Source organism: Adhaeribacter terrigena, assembly GCF_016623615.1.
In the GTDB taxonomy this organism is placed as follows: Bacteria; Bacteroidota; Bacteroidia; order Cytophagales; family Hymenobacteraceae; genus Adhaeribacter_A; species Adhaeribacter_A terrigena.
On sequence record NZ_JAEHFX010000002.1, the window covers coordinates 64695 to 88086 of the forward strand.

Genomic DNA, 23392 nt, shown 5'->3' on the forward strand with positions numbered 1-23392 from the left:
GACTTTTTAAGCTGAAAACACTACCATTTTTCCTGTAAATAAAGGCGGAGAATTGTCCGTTTCCGGTGGGGGTAGGAGCTCCCGGAAAAAGAAACGCTCCGGCTTTGGTTCCTGAAATATCTGTTCAGGATGCTGCGCGGAAATAAAAAGCCCTTCCCGGTTTACCGGGAGGGGTTCAGGTAGAAAAGCTGGCAAAAACGCTATGGTTTTAGCCCTAAAAAGTAAACAAGTTTGAATAGATTTTAACCTGAAATGGCTGTAAACACCTTAAAACCGAAACAAAAAGCTGCCCCGCGCGCCAATACCATGCGCCCGCAGCCCAAGCCGAAGGTAGAGGAAACTCCACGGTCTAAGGGTACCAGTATTTTCCACCTGCTCGAGCGCTACACTAACATGGATGCCATCTTCCGCGATGGCCTTCCGGTAAAATATTTGCCGCAGGTTTTGTTTAGCATGGGCGTAGCGCTTTTTTACATCGGCAATACCCATTATGCCGAAAAAAGCATCCGGAAAATAGATAAATTAAAAATTGAGACCGAAGACCTTCGCGCCGATTACACCACCCTGAAATCGGATTATATGGAAGCCAGCAAGCAAAGCGAAGTGGCTCGTAACGTGTTGCCTTTGGGTCTGGAAGAAAGTAAAACGCCCCCTTACCAGGTAATTGTAAAAAAAGATGAATATTAAGAAATCCATTCTCACGCGGGTGCGGGTGGCCTTTTTGCTCATCGCCCTTTTTGCCTTTGCCATTGTTGTAAAGGTTGGCCGCATTCAGTTTGCCGACGGCAACAAATGGAAAGCCATAGAACGCGAACGCCGGTTCGTGTACCAGCCGGTTTACGCCACGCGCGGCAATATCTTTTCCGATAACGAAAGCATCCTGGCTACATCCTTACCTTTTTACCGCGTAGCCTTCGATCCAAGCATTGCCGATAAAAAGATATTCGACGAAAAAATAGATTCGCTGGCGTTGTTGCTCTCGCGGTTCTACCAGGATAAATCGGCGGAAGAATACAAGCGCAAGATCAAGAATGCCCGCCTGAAAGACCGCCGATACGTGCGTTTGAATAACCGCCAGATCAATTACCAGGAGAAAAAAATGATGGCCAAATGGCCCATTTTCCGCAACGGTAAAAATAAAGGCGGCGTGATCTTCGAGAAAGTAGACAAGCGTTTCCGGCCTTTTGGCATGCTCGCGCAGCGTACTATTGGCTTTATAAATGAAGATAAGAACGGGGCCGGCCTGGAATATACTTACAACAACAAGCTGGCCGGGAAAGATGGCGAAGCGCTGTTTGAACGCATGGCCGGCGGCAGCAAACAGGTTTACGACGGCACCGAAGTAAAACCGCTTCCGGGCTACGACATTAAAACCACCATCGATATCAACCTCCAGGACGTAGCTGAAAATGCCCTGGAAAAAGCCTTGGTTGCCCACGATGCCGAATACGGTTGCGTGATTTTGATGGAAGTAAAAACCGGGGAAATTAAAGCCATTGCCAACTTAGGCCGTATTGCCGAAGATGTGTACATGGAAAACTACAACTACGCCGTTGCGAATCAGGGGCTTACCGAGCCGGGTTCTACCTTTAAGCTGGCCTCCATGATGGCTTTACTCGAAGATTCCAACATGCAGTTAACTGATTCGGTAGAAACCGGTAAAGGAAAGCAGAAATTCGGGGGCGTGCTCATGACCGATTCCAAAGAAGGCGGTTACGGTACCATTACCGTGGAAGATGTTTTTGCGAAATCTTCGAACGTGGGTATCGCCAAGCTGATAGAAGAGCAATTTGGCAACCAGCCGCAGAAATACATAGATTATCTGCAAAAATTCGGTTTGAACAGCACGCTGGGTTTTCAGTTGGCCGGCGAAGCCAGACCATATATTAAAAAGCCTACGGACAGAAGCTGGAGCCGCACCACCCTTTCGCGGATGAGCATTGGTTACGAACTGAAAATTTCGCCGCTGCAGACTTTAACCTTATATAATGCCATTGCCAATAACGGGGTAAAAGTGCAGCCGATCATTGTAAAAGAAACGCGCAAAGCCGATAAAACCATAGAGCGCTACCAGGCAAAGGTGCTCAACGAAAAGATTTGTTCCGACGAAACCCTGAAAAAACTGCGTCAGATGATGGAATCGGTAGTGGAACATGGCACCGGTCGGCACGTGAAAAGTCCTGATTACAAGGTAGCCGGCAAAACCGGTACCGCCCGTAAGATTAAGAACGGAAAATATATTAAAACGTATTCTACGTCCTTTGCCGGCTATTTCCCCGCCGAAAACCCGAAATACAGCTGCATTGTGATCATTGATAGTCCGCAGCGCGCCGCCCAATACGGAGGAGATGTGGCCGCACCGGTTTTCCGCGAACTTGCTGATAAGGCTTACGCCCGCGACCTGACCAGCCACAAACCGATGAGTGCCCGCATTACGCCGGACACCAGGTCGTTGCCGGTGGTAAAAGCCGGTAGTCAGGATGAACTAAGCCTGATCTGCAACCGCCTGGGAATCAGTAATCACCCGGTAGGCAGCAACATGGAAGACGAATGGGTGAAAGCCGATTCGCAGAACCGCTCTTATAACTGGAAACCCAATAAAGTGATAACCAACCGCGTGCCCGACGTAACCGGCATGACCATTCGCGACGCACTTTATTTACTAGGAAACCAGGGACTGAAGATCCGCAAACTCGGAAATTCGGGCCGGGTGCAAAGCCAGTCGATACCGGCGGGTTCGCCTATTCAAAAAGGAAGTATCATTACCATAACTGTAAGCTAATGCCCAACCTGCAGGTTCTCTTAGAGGGAAATCCGGAAGTCATTCAGGTGCTCGGCAATGCCGGAACCGAAATTCAAAGCCTCACCATGGATTCGCGCCAGGCCGCTCCGGGTGTGGCTTTCTTCGCTTTGCGCGGCGTGCAAGCCGACGGCCATAATTTTATTCCGCAAGCCGTAGCTGCCGGCGCTTCAGCCATTATCTGCGAAACGCTTCCTGATAACGCTGAAAAACTGGCCGAAAACGCTACCATAATTCAGGTGAAAAGTGCGGCTGCGGCCCTGGGTTTTATGGCCTCTGCTTTCTATGGCGAACCATCCAAAAAACTGAAACTGGTTGGGGTAACCGGCACGAACGGTAAAACCACTTGCGTAACGCTTTTGCACAAACTTTTCCGCGAACTCGGTTATTCGGTTGGCCTGCTTTCAACGGTCCAGAACCAGATAAACGAAACCGTAATTCCGGCTACGCACACCACGCCCGATGCCATTACGCTGAATAAATTGCTGGCCGATATGGTAAAAGCCGGTTGCACGCATTGCTTCATGGAAGTAAGTTCGCACGCCTTAATTCAGCACCGCGTTACCGGCCTGGAATTCAAAGGCGCCGTTTTTACCAACATTACCCACGATCATTTAGATTACCATGGCACGTTCGACGAATACATCAAAGCCAAGAAATTATTCTTCGATCACCTGAATAAAAAAGCCTTCGCGCTGGTTAACGCCGATGATAAACGCGGCGCGGTAATGCTGCAAAACACCAAAGCCGAAACCCACGAATATTCCTTACGGAAAGCCACCGAATTCAAAGCGCGTCTGCTCGATAATTCCATTCAGGGTTTGCACCTGGAAATTGACGGCCACGAAATTCTGTTCCGTTTGATTGGCACGTTCAACGCCTATAATATTCTGGCGGTGTATGGCGCAGCCGTTTTACTAGGCGAAGATAAAATCGAAGTGCTGACCGTGCTTTCCAATTTAACTTCCGCCGCCGGCCGTTTCGATTACCTGATTTCCGATTCGCAGATCACCGGTATTGTAGATTACGCGCACACGCCCGATGCTTTGGAAAACGTGTTGAGTACCATTCAGCAAATAAGAAAACCGGAGCAGAAAATTATTACGGTAGTAGGTTGTGGCGGAAACCGCGACGCGGCCAAACGCCCGGTAATGGCCGAAATTGCCTGCAAATTCAGCGATAAAGTGTTGCTCACTTCCGATAATCCGCGCGACGAAGAGCCGCAGGAAATTCTGAACCAGATGCAGGCCGGCGTAAAACCAACCGAACTCAGAAAAACGCTATCGATTATTGACCGAAAAGAGGCTATAAAAACCGCCGTTGCTTTGGCCGATGCGAACGACATTATTCTGGTTGCCGGCAAAGGCCACGAAACCTACCAGGAAGTAAAAGGCCAGCGCTCGCCCTTCGATGACAAGCAGGTGCTGCGCGAGCTGTTTACCTTGCTTGGAAAATAAATTGTTAAATGGTTTAATTGTTGAATGGTTGTTTTTGAAGTTTTTACTAACAATTTAACCATGCAACAATGCAACAATTAAAATAAAAATGCTCTACTACCTATTCGACTATTTAGACAAAACTTACGACATTCCGGGTTTAGGGGTGTTTCAATATATTTCCTTCCGGGCAGGGGCAGCTGTGTTGGTGTCGTTGCTTATTGCCATGATCTTAGGTGGTAAATTAATAGAAATGCTCCGCCGCATGCAGGTAGGCGAAAGCATCCGCGACCTGGGTCTGGAAGGGCAGCTGGAAAAAAAGGGCACGCCAACCATGGGCGGTTTTATTATTCTGGCGGCCATCGTGATTCCAACGTTGTTGTTTGCCAAACTTCATAATACCTATATCATCCTGATGCTGGTTTCTACGATCTGGCTGGGTATTATTGGTTTCCTGGATGATTACATTAAAGTTTTCAGAAAAAATAAAGAAGGTCTGGCCGGTCGCTTTAAAATTATCGGGCAGGTTGGTTTGGGGTTGATTGTGGGTTGTACGCTGTTCTTTTCCGAAGACGTTACCGTACGGCAATACATTACCGCGAAAGGCGCCGCTGCGGCCGATGCCGTTTCTTCGGTTTCCTACCAGGATGTGCGCAAAATGGTAACCACTATTCCGTTTGCCAAAAACAACGAACTCGACTACCACAAATTCTTCAGCTTTGCCTCGCCGGTTCTGGGTTCTTTTGCCCGTTTTCTCTACATTCCCCTCGTAATTCTTATCATAACGGCGGTTTCGAACGGCGCGAATATTACCGATGGCATCGATGGATTAGCCGCCGGAACTTCCGCAATCATTGGTACCACGCTGGCAATTTTCGCCTGGGTTTCGGGTAACGCCATTTTTGCCGATTACCTCAATATCATGTTCATTCCGAATACCGGCGAGCTCGTTATTTTCTGTACCGCCTTTGTGGGGGCCTGCGTGGGCTTTTTGTGGTACAATTCTTATCCGGCGCAGGTTTTTATGGGCGATACCGGCAGTTTATCGATCGGCGGTATTATTGCGGTGCTGGCTTTAATTCTGCGGAAAGAACTTTTAATTCCGGTGCTTTGCGGCATTTTTCTCATCGAAAATTTATCGGTAATGCTGCAGGTGAGCTACTTTAAATACACGAAGAAAAAATACGGCGAAGGCAGAAGAATTTTCAAAATGAGCCCGCTGCACCATCATTACCAGAAACTGGGTTACCACGAAGCAAAGATCGTTTCCCGCTTCTGGACCGTGGGTATTATGCTGGCCGTTTTAACGCTGGTAACTTTAAAGCTTCAGTAAGAGAAATTGTTGATTGCTAATTGCTGATTGTTAATTGAAAAAATGATCGGCAAATTCAGGAATCAGATTTAAACCACGATTTTGGTTAAATGAAATCAATCAACAATTAACAATCAACAATTAGCAATTAAAATGAAAATAGCAGTTTTAGGTTCGGGGGAGAGTGGGGTAGGCGCGGCGCTGTTAGCGAAGGCGAAAGGCTACGACGTTTTTGTTTCGGATATGGGCCCGATCAAGCCGGAATACCGGGTGCAACTGAAGCAGGCCGGCATCTCCTTTGAAGAAGGCATGCATACGGAAAGCCTGATCCTGGACGCAACCGAAATTGTGAAAAGCCCGGGCATTCCGGAAAAAGCGCCTTTAATTAAAAAAGCGTACGAAAAGCAGATCCCGGTACTTTCCGAAATTGAATTTGCGGCGCGGTACTCCAAAGCGAAATTCGTTTGCATTACCGGTACCAACGGCAAAACTACCACCACGCTTTTAACTTACCATTTGCTGAAAAGCGCCGGTTTAAACGTAGGCCTGGCCGGAAACATCGGAACAAGTTTAGCCAAGCAGGTGATTGAAGATGCCTTCGATTATTACGTGCTGGAACTGAGCAGTTTTCAGCTCGATAATATGTACCGTTTCCGCGCGCACATTGCAGTATTGCTCAACATCACGCCCGACCACCTGGACCGTTACGAGTACAAAATGGAAAGCTACGCGGCCTCCAAACTGCGCATCACCCAGAACCAGCTCGAAGGCGATTATTTCATTTACAACCAGGAAGATCCGCTTATATTTCAGTTCTTCAAGCCCGCAGTTTTTGCCGGCCAAACCATACCGTTTTCGCTCGAGAAAAACGCGCACAGCAAAGCCTGGTTCGAAGGAAAAAATATCGTTTTGGGTTTTGCGGCCCAAAGCCCTACCGTTTCCACTGAAAACTCACCTTTAATCGGTAAGCATAACCAATACAATTCCCTGGCAGCTATTTCAGTGGCGAAGCTTTTAGGAATTTCGGTAAACCAGATCGAAACGGCGCTGGCTACTTTTAAAAATGCCGAACACCGCTTGCAAAAGATCGGCGAAAAAAACGGCGTGCTTTGGATCAACGATTCGAAAGCCACGAACGTGGAAGCCGTTTGGTTTGCGCTCGAAGGCATGAAACAACCCATTGTCTGGATCGCGGGCGGCGTAGATAAAGGTAACGATTACGAAACACTGAAGCCTTTTGCTCAGGAAAAAATCAAAGCGCTGATCTGTTTAGGTAAAGAAAACGAAAAACTGAAAACGTCTTTCGGCGGCATTGTTCCGGAAATTAAAGAAACCCAAAGCGTGGAAGAAGCCGTGGAAATGGCGCAGAATTTAGCCCAAACCGGCGATGTGGTTTTGCTTTCCCCGGCCTGCGCGAGCTTCGATCTTTTTAATAATTATGAACACCGCGGCCACCGCTTTATGGAAGCGGTACGGGAAATAGCCTTGAAAAATTAGTTTAGAATTAAGCGTTGGCGTGAAGAACTGAATTTTAAACGCATAACGAAATAAAAAACGGTAGCAAAACAGGAGGGAAAAGTATGAACGAATTGAAATTGTGGCTCCGCGACAACCTGAAAGGCGACCCGATCCTTTGGGGGATTGTGATCGCTTTTGGATTGATCAGTATACTGGTGGTTTATTCGGCTACCGGTACGCTGGCGTATAAAAAAATGGGCGGCAATACGGAATATTTTCTGTTCAAGCACACCGGTCTTATCTTCGTAGGGCTGGCATTTATGTGGTTTGCCCATAAGCTCAACTACAAGTATTATTCCCGCATTTCGTTGCTGGCGCTTATTTTATCGGTGCCCTTGCTGCTTTTTACCTGGAAATTCGGTTCTAACCTGAACGAAGCTTCCCGCTGGATCATGATCCCGGTAATTAACCAGACCTTTCAGCCTTCCGATTTAGCCAAGCTGGCGCTTATCTCGCACCTGGCTAGTATGTTAAGCAAACGGCAGATGAATATTACGGCCATTAAAGAAACCCTGATCCCGCTTTTACTATGGTGCGGCGGCATCTGCGGGCTTATTATGCTTTCCAACATTTCTACGGGCTTACTTTTATTTGCTACCTGTATGCTACTCATGTTCATCGGTCGCGTGCCTATGAAATACATTCTGATGCTGGTGGTGGTAGGCGCAATTTTTGGCAGCGTGGCTTTGGCCGTTGGTCAGCGGATGGATACGGCCATTAGCCGGATCGAGAAATTCATGGATAAGGACAAGCCGGTATTTCAGCTGGAGCAATCTTATATTGCCATTGCAACCGGCGGCGTGGTGGGCAAAGGTCCGGGCAATTCCGATCAGCGTAACTTTCTGCCGCACCCTTATTCCGACTTTATTTACGCCATTATTATTGAAGAATACGGTATTGTGGGCGGCGCGGTAATTCTGTTTTTATACCTGGCGCTGCTGTATCGTGGCATGATTGTGGTAGCCCGGAGTTCCGGCGCTTTCGGAGGCCTGCTTTCGGCGGGGCTCAGTTTCAGTCTCGTTATTCAGGCCATGGTAAACATGGGGGTTGCGGTTGGTTTAGGTCCGGTTACGGGTTTACCATTGCCGCTGCTGAGTATGGGGGGAACTTCCCTGATCTTTACCGGTATTTCCATGGGAATTATTCTCTCGGTAAGCCGCAACGAAATGGAAGGGAATCTGCCGAAAGAAAATTCGCTGCCAAAATCTAAACCTCAAGCAGAAAACGTATTGGTACATGCCTGATCCGATAAAAACTTACCGATTGATCATTAGTGGCGGTGGCACCGGCGGGCATATTTTTCCGGCCATAGCCATTGCCAACCGGTTCAAACACGTTTTTCCGAACGCCGAAATTCTTTTTGTAGGCGCTAACGGCCGCATGGAAATGACGCGCGTGCCCGAAGCGGGTTATAAAATTGCCGGCCTCAATATTGCCGGTCTGCAGCGCAGCCTTACGCTTAAAAACCTGAGTTTTCCTTTCAAGGTGATCAACAGTGTTTTAGCGGCCAAAAAAATAATTAAAGATTTTAAGCCCGATGCCGTGGTGGGCGTAGGTGGGTATGCGAGCGCGCCGGTTCTGTTTGCAGCCACTTCGCAGAAAATTCCGGCCCTGATCCAGGAGCAGAATTCGCACGCGGGTATTACGAATAAATTGCTGGCCAAACGGGTTCATAAGATCTGTGTGGCATACGAAGGCATGGAAAAGTATTTCCCTTCCGAAAAAATTGTTTTAGCCGGCAACCCGGTGCGGCAGGATATTATCGGTTGTGCCGCAAAGCGCGCCGAAGCAATCCAGTTTTTCAGCCTTGACCCGCATAAAAAAACGGTGCTGGTTATTGGCGGAAGTTTAGGCGCACGCACTTTGAACGAAAGTACGATCCAGAGCCTTAACAAACTGATCAACGCCGGCTACCAGCTCATCTGGCAAACCGGCAAAACGTATTACCACACTGCCGTTGGCCAAACCACGCATTTAACCGATAAAGGTATCCGCGTTTTCGAGTTCATTAAAAACATGGACCTGGCTTATGCTGCCTCCGATCTGGTGATTTCCCGAGCCGGTGCTTTGTCAATTTCGGAACTTTGCCTGGCCGGAAAACCAAGCATTTTAGTGCCGTCGCCGAACGTAGCCGAAGACCACCAGACAAAAAACGCTATGGCTTTGGTGCAAAAAAGTGCTGCCGTAATAGTGAAAGATGCCGAAGCCAGCCACATACTTTACGAAGTTGCTTTGGAACTGATGCAGGACAGTAAAAAACTCCAGGAACTCAGCGCAAATATTGAAAAACTGGGGAAGCCCAACGCCGCCGAAGAAATAGTAAACGAACTGGTCAGGCTGCTTTAAGTTCGTGTTTTCGAATGTTCGAGGTTCGAATTTTCGATTTTAATATTAAAGCTCAGCGGAAAAACTTCGGGAAAAACGCTATGGTTTGAGCTCGAAAAACTGCTTACGGAATGCACGTTTCGAAAATTCGAACCTCCAAAATTCGAACACTCGAAACAAAACGCTATAATTTTTAACCTGAAAAGTACCTGGTAAAGCTGCACATCGAACAATCGAAAATTCGAGCTATCGAAATACGAAAAGTAGAACAACCGGCCAACTGAAAAAAAACTATGGAACCAACAACCAACAACCAACAACCAGCAACCAATTATAAATACATCTATTTCCTGGGAATTGGCGGAATTGGTATGAGCGCTATTGCGCGCTGGTTCAAAGCGAACGGCAAGCCGGTTTGGGGTTACGATAAAACCGAAACCGTGCTCACGCAAAACCTGAAGAACGAAGGCATCGAGATCCATTTTGAAGATAACGTTGCACTGATCCCGAGGGAAGTACTGGAAAATAAAACGGAAACGCTGGTAGTGCTTACACCCGCCGTGCCGCAAGACCATACCGAACTCAATTTCTTCCGCCGCGAAGGCTACACCATAAAAAAACGCTCCGAAGTGTTGGGCATTATTACCGCCAGCGCTTACACCATTGCCGTTGCCGGCACCCACGGAAAAACCAGCACCAGCAGCATGGTGGCGCATTTGTTGCACGCAGCGGGCGTAGATTGTTCGGCGTTTTTAGGCGGCATTTCCGTGAACCTGAATTCGAACCTGGCCATTGGCAAAGCCGAAAAAGACGGAAAACCAATAGTGGTAGTGGAAGCCGACGAATATGATCGCTCTTTTTTAACCCTGCACCCGGATATTGCCATTGTAACTTCTTCCGACGCCGACCACCTCGATATTTACGGCGACAAAGACCAGCTTATTCATTCGTTCCAAGATTTTATCAGCCAGGTTAAACCCGGCGGAACGCTTATTCTAAATAAAAACACCGATCCGCGCCTGACCGAAAAAATGCAGCCGGGCGTAAACCTGATCACGTATGCTTTAACGCAAGGCGACCTGAAAGCTTCAGAAATTAAAGTAAGCGGCCGCACTTTTGGGTTCGATCTGGAAAGTGTGGATAAAAATATTCCGGATCTGGCCTTAAATGTGCCCGGTTTTCACAACGTAGAGAATATGTTAGCCGCTATACAGGCTTGTCTCATCCTGAATGTGCCGGAAAACGCTATCCAAAACGGGGTAAAAACCTACAAGGGCGTAAAACGGCGCTTCGAATACGTTTTTGAAAATGAAAGTAAAGTTTACATCGACGATTACGCCCATCATCCCACTGAAATTGAAGCCTTTGTCCGTTCGGTTAAAGCGCTTTATCCCGGCAAAAAACTGAAGCTTATTTTCCAGCCGCATTTGTTTACCCGCACCCGCGATTTTGCCAATGGTTTTGCTCAAACTCTGAGCCAGGCCGACGAAGTGGTGCTGCTGGAAATATATCCGGCCCGCGAAAAACCCATTCCAGGAATTACTTCAAAAATTCTGCTCGAAAAAATCAATTCTTCGCAAAAAACATTGCTGACCAAAGAAGAAGTCTTGCTAAATTTGCAGTCCGATAAAAGCTGGGATGTACTGGCCACCGTGGGTGCCGGCGATATCGACACCTTGGTGCAGCCGATTAAAAATATTTTAGAAAAACTTTAAAAAAAACCTTGGCAATGCCATTGAACCGTAAAATAAAATCGCTAATTTTTGCCTTCTGTTGCGTGGCGGTTTTTGGAGCCTTGGTAGTTTTTGCCGGCGAACGCCAACAACAGAAAAACTGCGAAAAAGTGAATATTGCTATTGAAAATGAGTACAATAATTACTTTATTAGCGAAAAGGAAGTTTCCGAACTTTTAACCAAAGACGGAGCTGAAAAAATTGCCGGCCTGAACCGCAGCGAGATAAATCTGAAAAATCTTGAAATGCGGATCAAAGCCCATAAATTTGTAAAAGATGCCCAGGTATCGCGCGATCTGAAAGGAAATTTAAAAGTTAGCATTAAGCAGAACAGGCCTATAGCAAGACTCATACACGAAAACTCCGACAACGATGTTTACATCGACGATGAAGGAAACATTCTGCCGTTATCGGAACGCTTTACCGCCCGCGTAATTCCTATTACCAAATCGGTGCAATCTCCCGCGCTTAACAACGCATTTTTTCAGGACTCCGTAGGCCAGGCTTACCTGTCCCTTTTGCAGTTTATAGACCACGATGCGTTCTGGAAAGCGCAGCTTGCCCAGATGCACATTGAGGCCGACGGGAAAGTAACTTTTCAGCCTCAGGTCGGCGACCAGAAAATTGAATTCGGCATGCCGGAAGACATTGAACGGAAGTTTAAAAAACTGATGATCGTTTATAAACAGGTGCTGCCGCAAATGGGCTGGGCCAGATATAAACGGGTTAATATAGAATTCAATGATCAGATCATTTGTGAATAAAATACAGCTATGCAAAACGATAAAATAGTAGTAGGCTTAGATATAGGAACAACCAAAATTTGTGCACTGGTTGGCCGCAAGAACGAATACGGGAAACTGGAGATTCTTGGGATGGGAAAAGCCGTTTCGGAAGGTGTAGTAAGAGGAATTGTTAGCAACATCGATAAAACCGTAGATGCCATTAAAAAAGCGATCCGCCAGGCGGAAGAGCAAAGCGGCATTAACATTGGCGTAGTGAACGTAGGCATTGCCGGGCAACACATAAAAAGTTTGCAGCACAACGGCAGCATTACCCGCGCCACGGTAGATAATGAAATTACCCTGGAAGACGTGAACCGTCTGACCAACGACATGTACCGGCTGGTAACTCCGCCGGGCTCGGAGATCATTCACGTAATGCCGCAGGATTATAAAGTGGATTACGAAGAAGGCATTATGGATCCTGTTGGCATGAGCGGCGTGCGCCTGGAAGGGAACTTCCACATCATTACTGCGCAGTCTAATGCCATCAACAACATCAATAAATGCGTAACCCGCGCCGGCCTCGAGATCGATAACCTGATCCTGGAGCCGCTGGCTTCTTCTATGTCGGTTTTGAGCGATGAAGAAAAAGAAGCTGGCGTGGCACTGGTAGATATTGGTGGTGGTACCACAGATTTAGCTATCTTTAAAGATAATATTATCCGTCACGCAGCGGTGCTTCCGTTTGGCGGCAACATCATTACTTCCGATATTAAGCAAGGCTGCATGGTGATGCAAAACCAGGCCGAAGCTTTAAAAGTGAAGTTTGGTAAAGCCATAGCCGAGGAAGCCTCTGAGAATGAGATAGTTTCCATTCCGGGCCTGCGCGACCGGACTCCGAAAGAAATTTCTTTGAAAAATCTTGCTTTTATTATAGAAGCTAGAATGGAAGAAATTATTGAACTAGTTTATTCAGAAATTGTTCGGTCTGGGTACGCCAATAACTTAGCGGCAGGAATCGTGATCACGGGTGGTGGCGCGCAATTGCAGAATCTGGTGCAGCTTACCGAGTACCTTACCGGTATGGATGCCCGCATCGGGTACCCGAACGAGCACCTGGGCAAAAGCAAGATCGATGCGGTGAAAAGCCCAACGTATGCAACATCTGTCGGGCTGGTTCTGGCAGGTTACCAATCGCTGGACGACCGCATGAACCGGTACCTGGAAAACCGCAACGATGAGGGCGTACGACGTGAAGAACCGCGCAGCAATGCGAAAGCCAGCAGCACTAACAGCGGCGGCGGCGGTGATTTCTTCAAAAAGATCATCGACCGAACCAAAGGTTTGCTGATCGACGATTTCGACGATAAACAACAGAATTACTAATTTACTTTTTTAAGCGGCAATCATTATGAGTTTTTCTCCTTCTTACAAATTTGACGTTCCTTCCCAGTCAAAGTCAATCATTAAAGTGATCGGCGTGGGCGGCGGTGGCAGCAATGCTGTGAATCACATGTTCGGGCAAGGCATTAAAGATGTGGAATTTGTAGTCTGCAATACCGATGCTCAGGCTTTAAAAAGCAGCTCGGTTCCAAACAAACTGCAGATCGGCATAGACCTTACCGAAGGTTTGGGAGCAGGCGCAAATCCGGAGAGAGGCAAACAAGCTGCTATTGAAAGCAAAGAACAGATCCGCGAATTACTGGGCACCGATACCAAAATGGTGTTCATTACGGCGGGTATGGGCGGTGGTACCGGAACCGGCGCTGCTCCGGTAATTGCCAAAGTTGCCAAAGATCTTGATATCCTGACCGTGGGCATCGTAACTGCGCCGTTCATGTTCGAAGGCCGCAAAAAACGCCAGGCTGCCGATAACGGGATCAAAGAACTTTCTGACAGCTGCGATACCGTACTTGTAATTCTGAACGATAAGCTGCGTGAAATTTTTGGCAACCTGCCTATCCGTTCGGCTTTTGCCAAAGCGGATAACGTATTAACCACGGCTGCAAAAAGTATTGCCGAAATTATTACGGTAACTTCCGAAGTAAACGTAGACTTTGAAGACGTGAAAACGGTAATGAAAGACTCAGGCGCCGCCGTGATGGGTTCTGCCATTACCGAAGGTGAAAATCGTGCTCTTCGTGCCGCCGAAGAAGCACTTTCATCGCCGTTACTCAACAATACCGATATTCACGGGGCGCAGAAAATTCTCCTTTCTATTATGTCTGGCGACCAGGCGGAACTGGAAATGGACGAACTGACCGAAATTACTGAATATATCCAGGAGCAGGCTGGGGAAGAAGCCGAAGTTATTTTCGGCCACGGCATCGATCCGGAACTGGGCCAGAGCATCCGCGTAACGGTAATTGCTACCGGTTTTGCCCGCGAAGGCAACAGCATTGTACAAATGCCGGCTATTAAAAAGATCATGGAAAAGGAAGCAGCAGCTCCGGCCCCGCAGAACGATATTTTTAATACCGATTACAACATGGCCGCCGAAGCGCCGGTAAAACCAGTTACGCCGCCACAACCAACTTATACGCCTCCGGCACCGCAATATCAGGCACCAGAACCGGTACGTGCGCCGCAACCACAGTATGTGCCACCTGTACAGCAGCACCAGCCTCAGCAAGTGCAGCCGCAACAGCCAATGCCACAGCAGCCACAAGGCCCGGTTTCGCAGCCAGATAACATTTTTGCAGAACCTGTTCCAAACCGCGTGATCTATGATTTAGGCGTAAGCCAGGATGTAGTGAATCACGATATGCCGAACCTGGGACATCCGCAGCCGCAGTATCAGCCACAAAATGCGCCGATAGCGCAAACCGTAGATATTTACGAAACGCAGGAGCGTATTCCAAGCCTCGATGAGCGCCGCCGCCGCCTGCGCCAGTTAAGCAGCGAGATCTCCAGCGATGCGATCAAGGAAAAACTGGAAGTGCCTGCTTATCAGCGCCGGAACGTAGTTTTAGAAAACGTGGTGCCTTCTGCCGAACGCAATATTTCCCGCTTCAGCCTGAACGATGACAACGAAATTTTAGGCGATAACCGCTTTCTGCACGATAATGTAGACTAAAACGGTATCGTTTTAAACATAAAAAGTAAAGCCTTCCGCATTTGTGCGGAAGGCTTTTTTTTGTTCATATTTCACCTGAAAATCAGGTAAAGGGTACGAATGCTTAACCCGATAATTACAAGACCAACCACGATCATGAGTTTTTGCGCCGGAATCCTTTTGCAGAGGTAGGCCGAAAAGGGAGCCGCAATTACGCCGCCGCCTATTAATCCTAAGATCACGTTCCAATCTGGTATGCCCATAAAAATGGTGAAAACACTGGAGCTGGATAAGGCTACGAAAAACTCGGCTAAATTCACAGAGCCTATAGCGAAGCGCGGGTGTTGTCCTTTTCCTAATAACGTGGAAGTAACCACCGGGCCCCAGCCACCACCGCCAATAGCGTCGATAAAACCACCGGCCAGACCCAGTATGGATACATTCCTGATCCCGCTTTCTGGTTTAATAATGCCAAACGCCTTTTTAATAATGAGCAATCCAACTACGATCAGGTACATGGCAACAAATGGTTTGATAATTTTCATATCGACCGTACTTAAAAGTAAAGATCCGGCAACAGCCCCAACTACGCCCGGTAAAACCAGCTTTTTGAAAAGGTCGCGGCGAATATTGCCGAATTTAATGTGCGAAAGACCTGAAACACCCGTAGTGAAAACTTCGGCTAAATGCACGCTGGCACTGGTTATAGCCGGCGATACTCCAAAACTCATTAAAAAGCTGGCTGCACTCACGCCATAAGCCATACCCAGAGCGCCATCAATTGTCTGGGCCAGAAATCCGATCAGCAGAAATTTGAGAAACTCTTTTTCCAGCAAATTCGCAAAGGCAATGTGAAAAGACCATTCGCCGTAGATCTTTCGAAAGTCGTGGAAAAGCAGGATCAGGAGCGTGAAAAAGAGCAGACATACCAGGGTTAAAACCAGCCATTTTATAAAAGGCGGCAAGCGGTAAAGGTCTGGTTTCGTTATCATCGGATTTTCAGGCGCCGCAAGTGGCTTCGTAAGTTCATTTAACGATTAATTCCGGAATATGGTAAGGCGTTTATATTCAAATGGTTGAACCTGGTTGGTTTTTATTTTTGACTTTATGTTGTGGAAGCGCGGCAAAACGCTATAGTTTCGGACTTAAAAAGTAAGGCTTGCAGCTGGTATGTAATTTTTGAAACTCGTTTGATAATTCAGTCCAAATTTTTCCCTTAAACCTCCGTAAATCCGTATGGGTGCTTTAAGTTTAACCTATTTTGACTTTTCCTGCTTCTAAGCCTGGATTTAATATGAGCAACAACAAGAATTTTGTTTCCGAGCCCCGCGTGATTTTAATTGGTGCGGGCATTATGAGTGCTACCCTGGGGGTGATGATGAAAGAACTGGTGCCAGACCTGACCATCGAGATCTTTGAGCGCCTGGACCGGGCTGCTGCCGAAAGCTCCGATGCCTGGAATAATGCCGGCACCGGCCATTCCGCTTTTTGCGAACTGAATTACACCCCTGAACTTCCTGACGGCACCATTGAAATAAGCAAAGCCGTTAAAATTGCCGAAGCATTTGAGATCTCCAAGCAATTCTGGGCTTACCTGATCAACAATAATAAACTCTCCCTGCCCGATGCCTTTATCCGGAGTGTGCCGCACATGAGTTTTGTGAAAGGCGAAAAAGACGTTCATTTTCTGCGCAAACGTTACGATGCCCTTACCCGCTGCCATTTGTTTAACGGCATGCAGTATTCCGAAGACCCGGTTATGCTGGCCAAATGGGTGCCGCTTATTATGGAGGGCCGCAGCAATGCCGAGCCGGTAGCCGCCACTTGCATGGAACTCGGCACCGACGTAAATTTTGGGGCCCTTACGCGTTGCATGTTCGATTACCTGATAAAGGCCGGGGGCGTGAATGTCCATTTCGGGCAGGAAGTGAGAAGATTGGATCAGGAAAGCGATGGCCGGTGGCGGGTGCGGTTAAAAGACATGGAAACCGGCGAGCGTAGAGAAGTGAAGAGTAATTTTGTGTTTATCGGCGCCGGCGGCGGAGCTTTAGGTTTGCTCAAAAAATCGGGTATTCCGGAAGGAAAAGGTTTTGGGGGTTTCCCGGTAAGCGGGCAGTGGCTGGTCTGCAATAACCCGGAAATAATCGAAAGGCATCATGCCAAAGTGTACGGCAAAGCTTCGGTAGGTGCCCCGCCCATGAGCGTACCCCACCTGGATACGCGCATTATTAACAATCAAAAAGCCTTGCTTTTCGGGCCCTATGCAGGGTTTTCTACTAAATTCCTGAAACAAGGCTCTTACTTCGATCTGCCAAAATCCATTCACTTAAGCAACTTGAAGCCCATGCTTTATGCCGGGGCCCGCAACCTGGAACTTACCAAATACCTGATCGACCAGGTGCGCCAGTCGCCGGAAGATCGGCTGGAGGCTTTGCAGGAATATTACCCGAATGCGCACCTGGAAGACTGGGATCTGGAAATTGCCGGTCAGCGGGTGCAGATCATTAAAAAAGATGTAGCTTTGGGCGGAATTCTGGAATTCGGAACGGAAGTGGTAAGTGCTGCAGATGGTACCATTGCGGCTTTGCTTGGAGCCTCGCCGGGCGCATCTACCGCCGTTTCCATCATGATCACCTTGCTTTCGCGCTGCTTTCCGGATCGTTTTCATTCTGAAGCAACCCAGACCCGGATCAGGCAAATGATCCCGTCATACGGCCGGTCGCTGGCAGAAAATGAACAGTTGCTGGAAGAAATAAGAACGTTTACCAGCAGCGTTTTAGGTTTGCAAAGCGTGGAATCGAAACTTTAAGGTTCGTTTGAAAACGCTATGCTTTCAGGCTGAAAAAGTGAAAAGCTTCCGGCAGAAACCGGAAGCTTTTTTTATTTGGTTAAAAGAAACTGTAAGCAGTTTGCTGCGCTAAAACGCTACCGTTTTCTGCCTTAAAACCCGAAGCCCGAATAAGGAATGATCTTTCGGAAGCCAAAGGAGGCGGTTAAAAATCAGTTTCGCAAAGACCTGAATCCCGGGAATTAGCTTCAGGAAAATTCCTGAAAAGCCTGTTTGGGAAGGTTAATGAATAGTTGGCACGCCTTTACCCAACCTGCGGAACCCGATCTTCGGATAGGGCCAACCGCCAGCATAAAATCGCCAGGATAAAAGTTAAAGGCGTGGCAATGAGCGTTTCCAGGGTAGTTTCGGCCGCTAAATTGCCCAACGTGTTCAGCGCGAAAACGGCTACAAACGCCCAAAGCAAAACGTTTATCAGTTTTATTGGCACGGGCGCTGCCAGCAACCTGCCTTTCAGCAGCACCAGACCGATCAGCAGCAAATTGATGGCAATGGAAACGCTTTCGAAAACGTACATTTCTTCAGCAGTTTGCAGCTTGCCGCCCCAGACGTATTCGAAAGGCACGAACCCCAGCAGTACGGCGGCATGGAATAAAATGATCAGGCTGTTGATTACCAGTACAATAATAAGTGCAAAATGAAACGGTATGTATCTTTTCAGGTAACGGTTCATGCTTGAGAATTAAGAAGGCCTGAATTTAGCTGGAATATAGGAAGAAGCAAGCAGAAGCGGTTTTCTTTTTAATATCAGATTGCAATCCTGGTAATTATTTGGGGCTGTTTAATGGCCGGCGGCGTTTCATTCAGGAATTTGAATGCTCTAAAAGCAAGAGGATGAAGCTCTGAGGATGTTTTTACTGCGTTTTGCCGGGGAATTGTGTAAATTCAAGGTTGTAAGGCTGATCTTGTATGAAATTTTTTATCTTCTTATTAATTCTTTTTCCGGCGTTTTTTCCAGCCATTGCCCAGCAACTGATTCCTTACAACAAAGCCGGGAACTGGGGCGTGGTAAATGCGCAGCGGGAAACTATAATTCCGCTACAATACCAGGAAATAGAGCTGCGTGGCGATTTTATTATGGCCCGGAAAAATACCGGCACCGATGTTTTTAATACCCAGGGCAAACAAATAGCGGTTATTCCGGGAAAGTACGTTTACCTCGCCACTGTAAAAGGTAAGCAAGCAGCTATTATGCCCATGCCCCAGGGCGTAGAAGTCCGGTATCTGGATGGGGAAGTGGTGGTGCCTATTGGAACCTACGAATACATCCGGGCGGTACCGGGCGGCTTCGAGATCATGAAAAACGGCAAATACGGTATGGTAGACCACAATCTGAACGAAGTGCTGCCGCCGGTTTACAAGGAAATCCAGAACTACGAAGGTTGGATCGTGCCGTTTAACGGTAATACCACCCAAACCATACTGAGTGCCAGAACCCTGAAAAAAGTGCCTTGTAAGTTTACGGTAAACCGGATGGATTTCTGGGAACGCGGCTACTTTGTGACCGATAAGCTGGGGCTGAAAGGTCTCACCGATACGCTTTGCAACGAAATTGTACCGAATAAATACAAGTACCTTTACGTAGGCGACCATATTATTCATGCCCAGAAGCTAAACGACCGGCACGACCTGTATAAGAAAAACGGCAAAAAGCTGCTGAAAGATGAAGTGCTGAAGTTTGAGAATACACCAGCGTATTACCTGGTCAGCACCAAAAAGAAAACCTACTTCTTCAGTAAAAGCCTGAAACTGCTGCGGGAAACCACTTTCGACCACGTAAAGCCTGGCGATGTTCAAGGCTTGTTCTACGCCAAAAAGGGCAATCAGACCGCCGTGATCGATTCTACGGCCAAAATCATTTACCCTTTCCGGAAAGAAGGTTACCAACAAGGTTATGAAAACTATGCCCTGGCCGGGCCGCTGCGCGGGTTTTATTCGAACCGGTTTATGCAGCAGGAACTGCCTTCCGATACCATGCGGCTCATTTTCCGGAACGGGCAGGAAGTAACAGTAAAAGTGCAGGGCCGTTTTTTAGGCATGCCGGAAAAGAACCGGATTGCCGTTATAAGGGGCGAGAAAATTGGCTTCGTGGATTTTAAGGGCCGCGAGGTAATTCCCTTCGTTTTCGATTACGATAAAAAATACGAGCTGATGCATTATGGCATGGTGCGCACCTATACTTTCGAAAATAACGCCCGGGCGCTGATGTTTCAAAATGGCAGTAATGTGTTCATCGATACCACCGGTGCCGTTCTTAAAGACCTGCAACCTGAATTAAGAAGCTACCACAAACCTTTCGCAAACGGGTATAAACTGGTTTACGCCGGCGAGCCATTTAACCAGGTGGGCATTGTAAATGCGCAAGAGGAGTTTGTGGTACCGCTCACCTCAGAGCCGATCCAGTTCATGGCCGACCAATTTCTGGTAATGAGCAAAAACCAAAAGAAAGCCCTTTTCGACCTGAACCTGAAGCAATTGACCGGATACAAATACGACATGATCCATAATCCGCGGCTGCCAGGCTTATTGCTCGTTTCGCGCGACGGGAAAACGGGTTACATTAATTTTCAGGGTGAGGAGTTTTTCGAATAAAAAGGATAGCGTTTTGGCATTCGAAACGCTATCCTTTCTGCCTTAAAAAGTCGGTGAGTTTTAAAGGTTAAGCCAGCTATCTTAAACGTTTCCCGCAACTTCGGCAGCGAAGCTTTTCCCATGCCGTGAAATTTCAGAACATCTTTTTCACTTAATGCTGAAAGCTGCTCTAAAGTGAAAATGTTGTTGTTTTCCAGCGCCCGCCGCGCCGGTGCCGATAAGGTAGCCAGAAAGCCGGCTTCCGGTTTGCTTTCCTTATCGCAAACAGGGCAGGTGGGACAATCGGAAGATTTGTAGAATTGATGTCCGTTAGGGTAGGTTTTTAATTGCGGCGCTTTCATCTTATTTATGCTAAATTCCGGGCGATCCGGAAACCAAGGTCGTCAATTTTAAAGGCAGTAGGATGACTGCGGCGGCGGTTGGTGGCCAGAATGCCGCGTGCCTCATCGGCCCAGCCGCCACCCCGAATGATGCGGTAGGAACCGTAAACCTGCTCGTCGTAAATATCGGAGCACCATTCCCAAACGTTGCCCAGCATGTCGTACAAGCCCCAGGCGTTGGGCGCCTTCAAACCAACATCGTGCGTGCTGCCGGCGGAATTTTCTTTGTACCAGGCAATTTCATTTAGTTCACCGTATCGGTGTGCAGTAGTTCCGGCTTTGCAGGCGTATTCCCATTCGGCTTCGGTGGGCAGGCGGTAACCGTTGGCTTGCGAATTAAACGTAATGTTTTCTAGGTTGGCGGGAATTTCGTAGCAGGATTCTAGTTTTTCCTGCGCGGAAAGGGCGTTGCAAAACTGCGCGGCTTCTACCCAGGAAACGTTTTCTACGGGTTTTTGCGGGCTTGGAAAGGTGCTGGGGTTTTGCTGTATCACGGCGGCATAAAGCGCCTGCGTTACCGGAAATTTCGCCAGCAGAAAGGGTTGGATGGCTACCGTCCAGGTTTGTTTTGTCCGGTCGTCACGCAGTTCGATCTGGCCGGCGGGGATGGGGGTTAGGTGGGTTTGGAATGTGAGGAGCAAGGTTTGGAAGCCTTTTATATGATTAGGTTTTTTGTAATTGGTTGATTGCGAAGCAAATGTAAAGTTGCGGTTATCTAAAGTTTATTTCCCTTGTCATCATATACGTTTCCATGATCATCAATCCATTTTGAGCTAAAATTTTCATATCTTCTAAAGCTTTTAGGATCAGCTCCTTCTAATACTTTAGTTTTATAATAGACATTCCTTTCATCTTTCCAGAACCAAAGGTAAATTTTCTTAAATTCTTTAGGATTTGCACCAACGATTATTTCCTGCTCACAATAAACATAATTTTTATCCTTTGAATAATTATCCATGAAGCTTGTTGAAAATAACTCGAAGCTTTCAGGGTCTACATTCTTACTTTTGAAGAAATTTCCATAGAAAATTATCTTATCATTAACAGCAAGAACATCTTTATTGATAATTCTAATTTTATCAAAAGTATTAAATTTCGTAGTTCTTAATTCTGACTTTCCCCAATCCGATCTATAGTATAGTGTATTTTTATCTCTTAGATATTCCTTATTTATTACAGTTAAATCTTGAGTTACAGGCTTGACCCCAATAAATTTGAAGCCTAAGTTAACATATAAGGAATCTTTATCTGTAGCAAACCACCTGTTTATAAAATTAAATGTAGTTCTATCAACATTTAATTTCTTTCCTTTATGATAATAAAAGAATTTATCTCTTGACCAAGTTCTCCCTAAAGTATCAATATCTAAATACTCAAAAGTAGCCGCATCTACATCAGGAATAGGTTTAAGAAATTCCAAATCGTAAGTATAGGCGTAGTTTTTATCTTTAGGAATATCTTTTTCGATATAGAAGGATTTATAATCAACTCGAGTCTGCCTTATGCCTTTGTAGTAAATATAAGATTTATCTTTTGCGATAGCCCCATCCAAAATTTTAAATGAAAATAGTTTTGCATTAGACCTTTTCATACCTAATTCAAACCAATTTCCCTGATTGGAGTAAATTATTCCTATCGGAGAAATGAAGTAAGAATCTGACTTCTCTCTATTAATTATAAATCCTGGAGCACAAGAAGTTAATACTAAGCCTAATAGCAAATAAATGATTTTTATCAACTTGTTTACAAGTTTAAAATAGTTACTTTAAATCGAATATCCGGTTTATTTTCAAAATAATCTACACTTTTCCACCCCAAAACGCTATCGTTTTCCTCCTAAAGATTTAGCTTTCCACCGGAATGCCTAGCAAATAACTGCTTTTGGCTTTGCCTGCTATAATGCCTTTTTCCCACTTGTAGTTTTCTGTTTCTAAGCCTTCCAATAAGATATCCAGGTCATTCATGGTATAAGTCCGGGCATTGGAAACCGCCCCGTCCCAGGCAAAGAAAAACGGGATAATGGGAATGAGGTAGGTAAAAATCAATTGCTGCCAGGTAAGCGGCCGGACAAACGGGGTGATAAAAAAAGTCATGATGAAATTCAGCGGAAGGGCGATCCACCACAACAGAATCGGGAAACTATTATCGCTTATTTCATAGATGCAGATGGGTTGTTTGCTGACTACGGCATTTTGCAAAATGCTCCGGCCCATGGCTGGCGTCATGTGGTGAAAACTGCAGATCATGGTCCGCACCCCAATTAGGTCGGTGGGTACGTTGGTCGCATCGATGGGGGTGGTTATGTATGAGATCTGATCACCGCTTTCCTGATTGACTTTTGCCGCCAATTCCTTGTTGGGATACAGGTCGGTTAAGGTTAACGTAAGATTTCTTAGTTCCTGGTCTGTTTTTAAGATCCTGGTTACTTCTATCATGGCGCCGCCGCTTCCGGAACAAAGATCGATGATGGCAGGCCGGGAAGAGGCTTGCAGCGCTTTCCGGATCAGCCCGGCCAGGTTTTGGTTGGTGCCTAAAATATGGTGCATCACTACCATCAGCCGGGTTAAGCAGATCCTTATCCAGTTTGGGAACCACGCGAAGTCTTCAAATTCAAACAGGTGAATCCTTTTCATTTTCATTGTTGGTTTTATCTTTTATGAACGCCGGA

19 protein-coding genes are annotated in these 23392 nt (G+C 46.8%); 13 read left to right on the forward strand and 6 right to left on the reverse strand.

What is annotated here, in order from left to right; translation table 11 throughout:
* Nucleotides 1-252: 252 nt before the first annotated feature.
* The 11 genes from I5M27_RS04360 (at nucleotide 253) to ftsZ (ending at nucleotide 14925) form a co-directional block, all read left to right on the forward strand.
* Nucleotides 253-687, forward strand: coding sequence for an FtsL-like putative cell division protein (locus tag I5M27_RS04360; protein ID WP_200504917.1), 435 nt, complete (start codon nucleotides 253-255; stop codon nucleotides 685-687).
* Nucleotides 677-2782, forward strand: coding sequence for a penicillin-binding protein (locus I5M27_RS04365; protein ID WP_200504918.1), 2106 nt, complete (start codon nucleotides 677-679; stop codon nucleotides 2780-2782). The genes I5M27_RS04360 and I5M27_RS04365 overlap by 11 nt, the downstream gene beginning before the upstream one ends.
* Nucleotides 2782-4257, forward strand: coding sequence for a UDP-N-acetylmuramoyl-L-alanyl-D-glutamate--2,6-diaminopimelate ligase (locus I5M27_RS04370; RefSeq protein ID WP_200504919.1), 1476 nt, complete (start codon nucleotides 2782-2784; stop codon nucleotides 4255-4257). Before I5M27_RS04365 ends, I5M27_RS04370 begins: the two co-directional genes overlap by 1 nt.
* Before the next feature lie 88 nt (nucleotides 4258-4345).
* Complete coding sequence (gene mraY, locus I5M27_RS04375; protein ID WP_200504920.1) at nucleotides 4346-5569, forward strand: phospho-N-acetylmuramoyl-pentapeptide-transferase; 1224 nt, start codon at nucleotides 4346-4348, stop codon at nucleotides 5567-5569.
* 132 nt (nucleotides 5570-5701) lie between these two features.
* Nucleotides 5702-7045 carry a UDP-N-acetylmuramoyl-L-alanine--D-glutamate ligase gene (gene murD, locus I5M27_RS04380; RefSeq protein ID WP_200504921.1) on the forward strand — a complete coding sequence of 448 codons (1344 nt, stop codon included), beginning with the start codon at nucleotides 5702-5704 and terminating at the stop codon, nucleotides 7043-7045.
* Between the two features lie 83 nt (nucleotides 7046-7128).
* Nucleotides 7129-8310, forward strand: a complete 1182-nt coding sequence (locus tag I5M27_RS04385) for an FtsW/RodA/SpoVE family cell cycle protein (protein WP_200504922.1) — start codon at nucleotides 7129-7131, stop codon at nucleotides 8308-8310.
* Nucleotides 8303-9412 carry an undecaprenyldiphospho-muramoylpentapeptide beta-N-acetylglucosaminyltransferase gene (gene murG, locus I5M27_RS04390; RefSeq protein WP_200504923.1) on the forward strand — a complete coding sequence of 370 codons (1110 nt, stop codon included), beginning with the start codon at nucleotides 8303-8305 and terminating at the stop codon, nucleotides 9410-9412. Before I5M27_RS04385 ends, murG begins: the two co-directional genes overlap by 8 nt.
* A 272-nt stretch (nucleotides 9413-9684) precedes the next feature.
* Complete coding sequence (gene murC / locus I5M27_RS04395) at nucleotides 9685-11106, forward strand: UDP-N-acetylmuramate--L-alanine ligase (protein WP_200504924.1); 1422 nt, start codon at nucleotides 9685-9687, stop codon at nucleotides 11104-11106.
* Between the two features lie 14 nt (nucleotides 11107-11120).
* Complete coding sequence (locus tag I5M27_RS04400; protein WP_200504925.1) at nucleotides 11121-11888, forward strand: cell division protein FtsQ/DivIB; 768 nt, start codon at nucleotides 11121-11123, stop codon at nucleotides 11886-11888.
* A gap of 9 nt (nucleotides 11889-11897) precedes the next feature.
* A complete protein-coding gene (gene ftsA / locus I5M27_RS04405; RefSeq protein ID WP_200504926.1) occupies nucleotides 11898-13235 on the forward strand; it encodes a cell division protein FtsA in 1338 nt (445 codons plus the stop codon).
* Nucleotides 13236-13260: 25 nt separating this feature from the next.
* A complete protein-coding gene (ftsZ, locus tag I5M27_RS04410; protein ID WP_200504927.1) occupies nucleotides 13261-14925 on the forward strand; it encodes a cell division protein FtsZ in 1665 nt (554 codons plus the stop codon).
* Nucleotides 14926-14996: 71 nt separating this feature from the next.
* Here the strand turns inward: ftsZ and I5M27_RS04415 are convergent, their stop codons facing one another.
* On the reverse strand, nucleotides 14997-15896 hold the full coding sequence (locus tag I5M27_RS04415; protein ID WP_200504928.1) for a sulfite exporter TauE/SafE family protein: 900 nt from the start codon (nucleotides 15894-15896) through the stop codon (nucleotides 14997-14999).
* A gap of 302 nt (nucleotides 15897-16198) precedes the next feature.
* On the opposite strand from I5M27_RS04415, the gene I5M27_RS04420 reads away from it, so the two are divergent.
* Entirely contained in the window at nucleotides 16199-17713 is a 1515-nt protein-coding gene (locus I5M27_RS04420; protein ID WP_200504929.1) for a malate:quinone oxidoreductase, read from the forward strand.
* Nucleotides 17714-17996: 283 nt separating this feature from the next.
* Here I5M27_RS04420 and I5M27_RS04425 read toward each other — a convergent pair whose 3' ends face one another.
* Complete coding sequence (locus I5M27_RS04425; protein ID WP_200504930.1) at nucleotides 17997-18425, reverse strand: hypothetical protein; 429 nt, start codon at nucleotides 18423-18425, stop codon at nucleotides 17997-17999.
* Between the two features lie 236 nt (nucleotides 18426-18661).
* Between I5M27_RS04425 and I5M27_RS04430 the strand changes: the two genes are divergently transcribed.
* On the forward strand, nucleotides 18662-20344 hold the full coding sequence (locus I5M27_RS04430) for a WG repeat-containing protein (protein ID WP_200504931.1): 1683 nt from the start codon (nucleotides 18662-18664) through the stop codon (nucleotides 20342-20344).
* Here the strand turns inward: I5M27_RS04430 and I5M27_RS04435 are convergent.
* The 4 genes from I5M27_RS04435 to I5M27_RS04450 form a co-directional block, all read right to left on the reverse strand.
* Complete coding sequence (locus I5M27_RS04435; protein ID WP_200504932.1) at nucleotides 20320-20685, reverse strand: RNA polymerase alpha subunit C-terminal domain-containing protein; 366 nt, start codon at nucleotides 20683-20685, stop codon at nucleotides 20320-20322. The genes I5M27_RS04430 and I5M27_RS04435 overlap by 25 nt on opposite strands.
* Nucleotides 20686-20690: 5 nt before the next feature.
* The gene (locus tag I5M27_RS04440; RefSeq protein ID WP_234462397.1) at nucleotides 20691-21365 is read right to left on the reverse strand and encodes a formylglycine-generating enzyme family protein; all 675 of its coding nucleotides are present in this window, start codon (nucleotides 21363-21365) and stop codon (nucleotides 20691-20693) included.
* Nucleotides 21366-21439: 74 nt separating this feature from the next.
* Nucleotides 21440-22462 carry a DKNYY domain-containing protein gene (locus tag I5M27_RS04445; RefSeq protein WP_200504933.1) on the reverse strand — a complete coding sequence of 341 codons (1023 nt, stop codon included), beginning with the start codon at nucleotides 22460-22462 and terminating at the stop codon, nucleotides 21440-21442.
* A 106-nt stretch (nucleotides 22463-22568) separates the two neighbouring features.
* Nucleotides 22569-23357 carry a hypothetical protein gene (locus I5M27_RS04450; protein WP_200504934.1) on the reverse strand — a complete coding sequence of 263 codons (789 nt, stop codon included), beginning with the start codon at nucleotides 23355-23357 and terminating at the stop codon, nucleotides 22569-22571.
* Between the last annotated feature and the right edge of the window lie 35 nt (nucleotides 23358-23392).

Excerpts from the sequence above, each read along its gene's own strand:
- I5M27_RS04370 (WP_200504919.1), top strand. The coding sequence starts at position 2,782 with ATGCCCAACCTGCAGGTTCTCTTAGAGGGAAATCCGGAAGTCATTCAG.
- I5M27_RS04365 (WP_200504918.1), top strand. The coding sequence starts at position 677 with ATGAATATTAAGAAATCCATTCTCACGCGGGTGCGGGTGGCCTTTTTG.
- I5M27_RS04435 (WP_200504932.1), bottom strand. The coding sequence starts at position 20,685 with ATGAAAGCGCCGCAATTAAAAACCTACCCTAACGGACATCAATTCTAC.
- I5M27_RS04400 (WP_200504925.1), top strand. The coding sequence starts at position 11,121 with ATGCCATTGAACCGTAAAATAAAATCGCTAATTTTTGCCTTCTGTTGC.
- ftsZ (WP_200504927.1), top strand. The coding sequence starts at position 13,261 with ATGAGTTTTTCTCCTTCTTACAAATTTGACGTTCCTTCCCAGTCAAAG.
- ftsA (WP_200504926.1), top strand. The coding sequence starts at position 11,898 with ATGCAAAACGATAAAATAGTAGTAGGCTTAGATATAGGAACAACCAAA.
- murG (WP_200504923.1), top strand. The coding sequence starts at position 8,303 with ATGCCTGATCCGATAAAAACTTACCGATTGATCATTAGTGGCGGTGGC.
- mraY (WP_200504920.1), top strand. The coding sequence starts at position 4,346 with ATGCTCTACTACCTATTCGACTATTTAGACAAAACTTACGACATTCCG.
- I5M27_RS04450 (WP_200504934.1), bottom strand. The coding sequence starts at position 23,357 with ATGAAAAGGATTCACCTGTTTGAATTTGAAGACTTCGCGTGGTTCCCA.
- I5M27_RS04420 (WP_200504929.1), top strand. The coding sequence starts at position 16,199 with ATGAGCAACAACAAGAATTTTGTTTCCGAGCCCCGCGTGATTTTAATT.
- I5M27_RS04430 (WP_200504931.1), top strand. The coding sequence starts at position 18,662 with ATGAAATTTTTTATCTTCTTATTAATTCTTTTTCCGGCGTTTTTTCCA.
- I5M27_RS04415 (WP_200504928.1), bottom strand. The coding sequence starts at position 15,896 with ATGATAACGAAACCAGACCTTTACCGCTTGCCGCCTTTTATAAAATGG.
- I5M27_RS04360 (WP_200504917.1), top strand. The coding sequence starts at position 253 with ATGGCTGTAAACACCTTAAAACCGAAACAAAAAGCTGCCCCGCGCGCC.
- murD (WP_200504921.1), top strand. The coding sequence starts at position 5,702 with ATGAAAATAGCAGTTTTAGGTTCGGGGGAGAGTGGGGTAGGCGCGGCG.
- I5M27_RS04385 (WP_200504922.1), top strand. The coding sequence starts at position 7,129 with ATGAACGAATTGAAATTGTGGCTCCGCGACAACCTGAAAGGCGACCCG.
- murC (WP_200504924.1), top strand. The coding sequence starts at position 9,685 with ATGGAACCAACAACCAACAACCAACAACCAGCAACCAATTATAAATAC.
- I5M27_RS04425 (WP_200504930.1), bottom strand. The coding sequence starts at position 18,425 with ATGAACCGTTACCTGAAAAGATACATACCGTTTCATTTTGCACTTATT.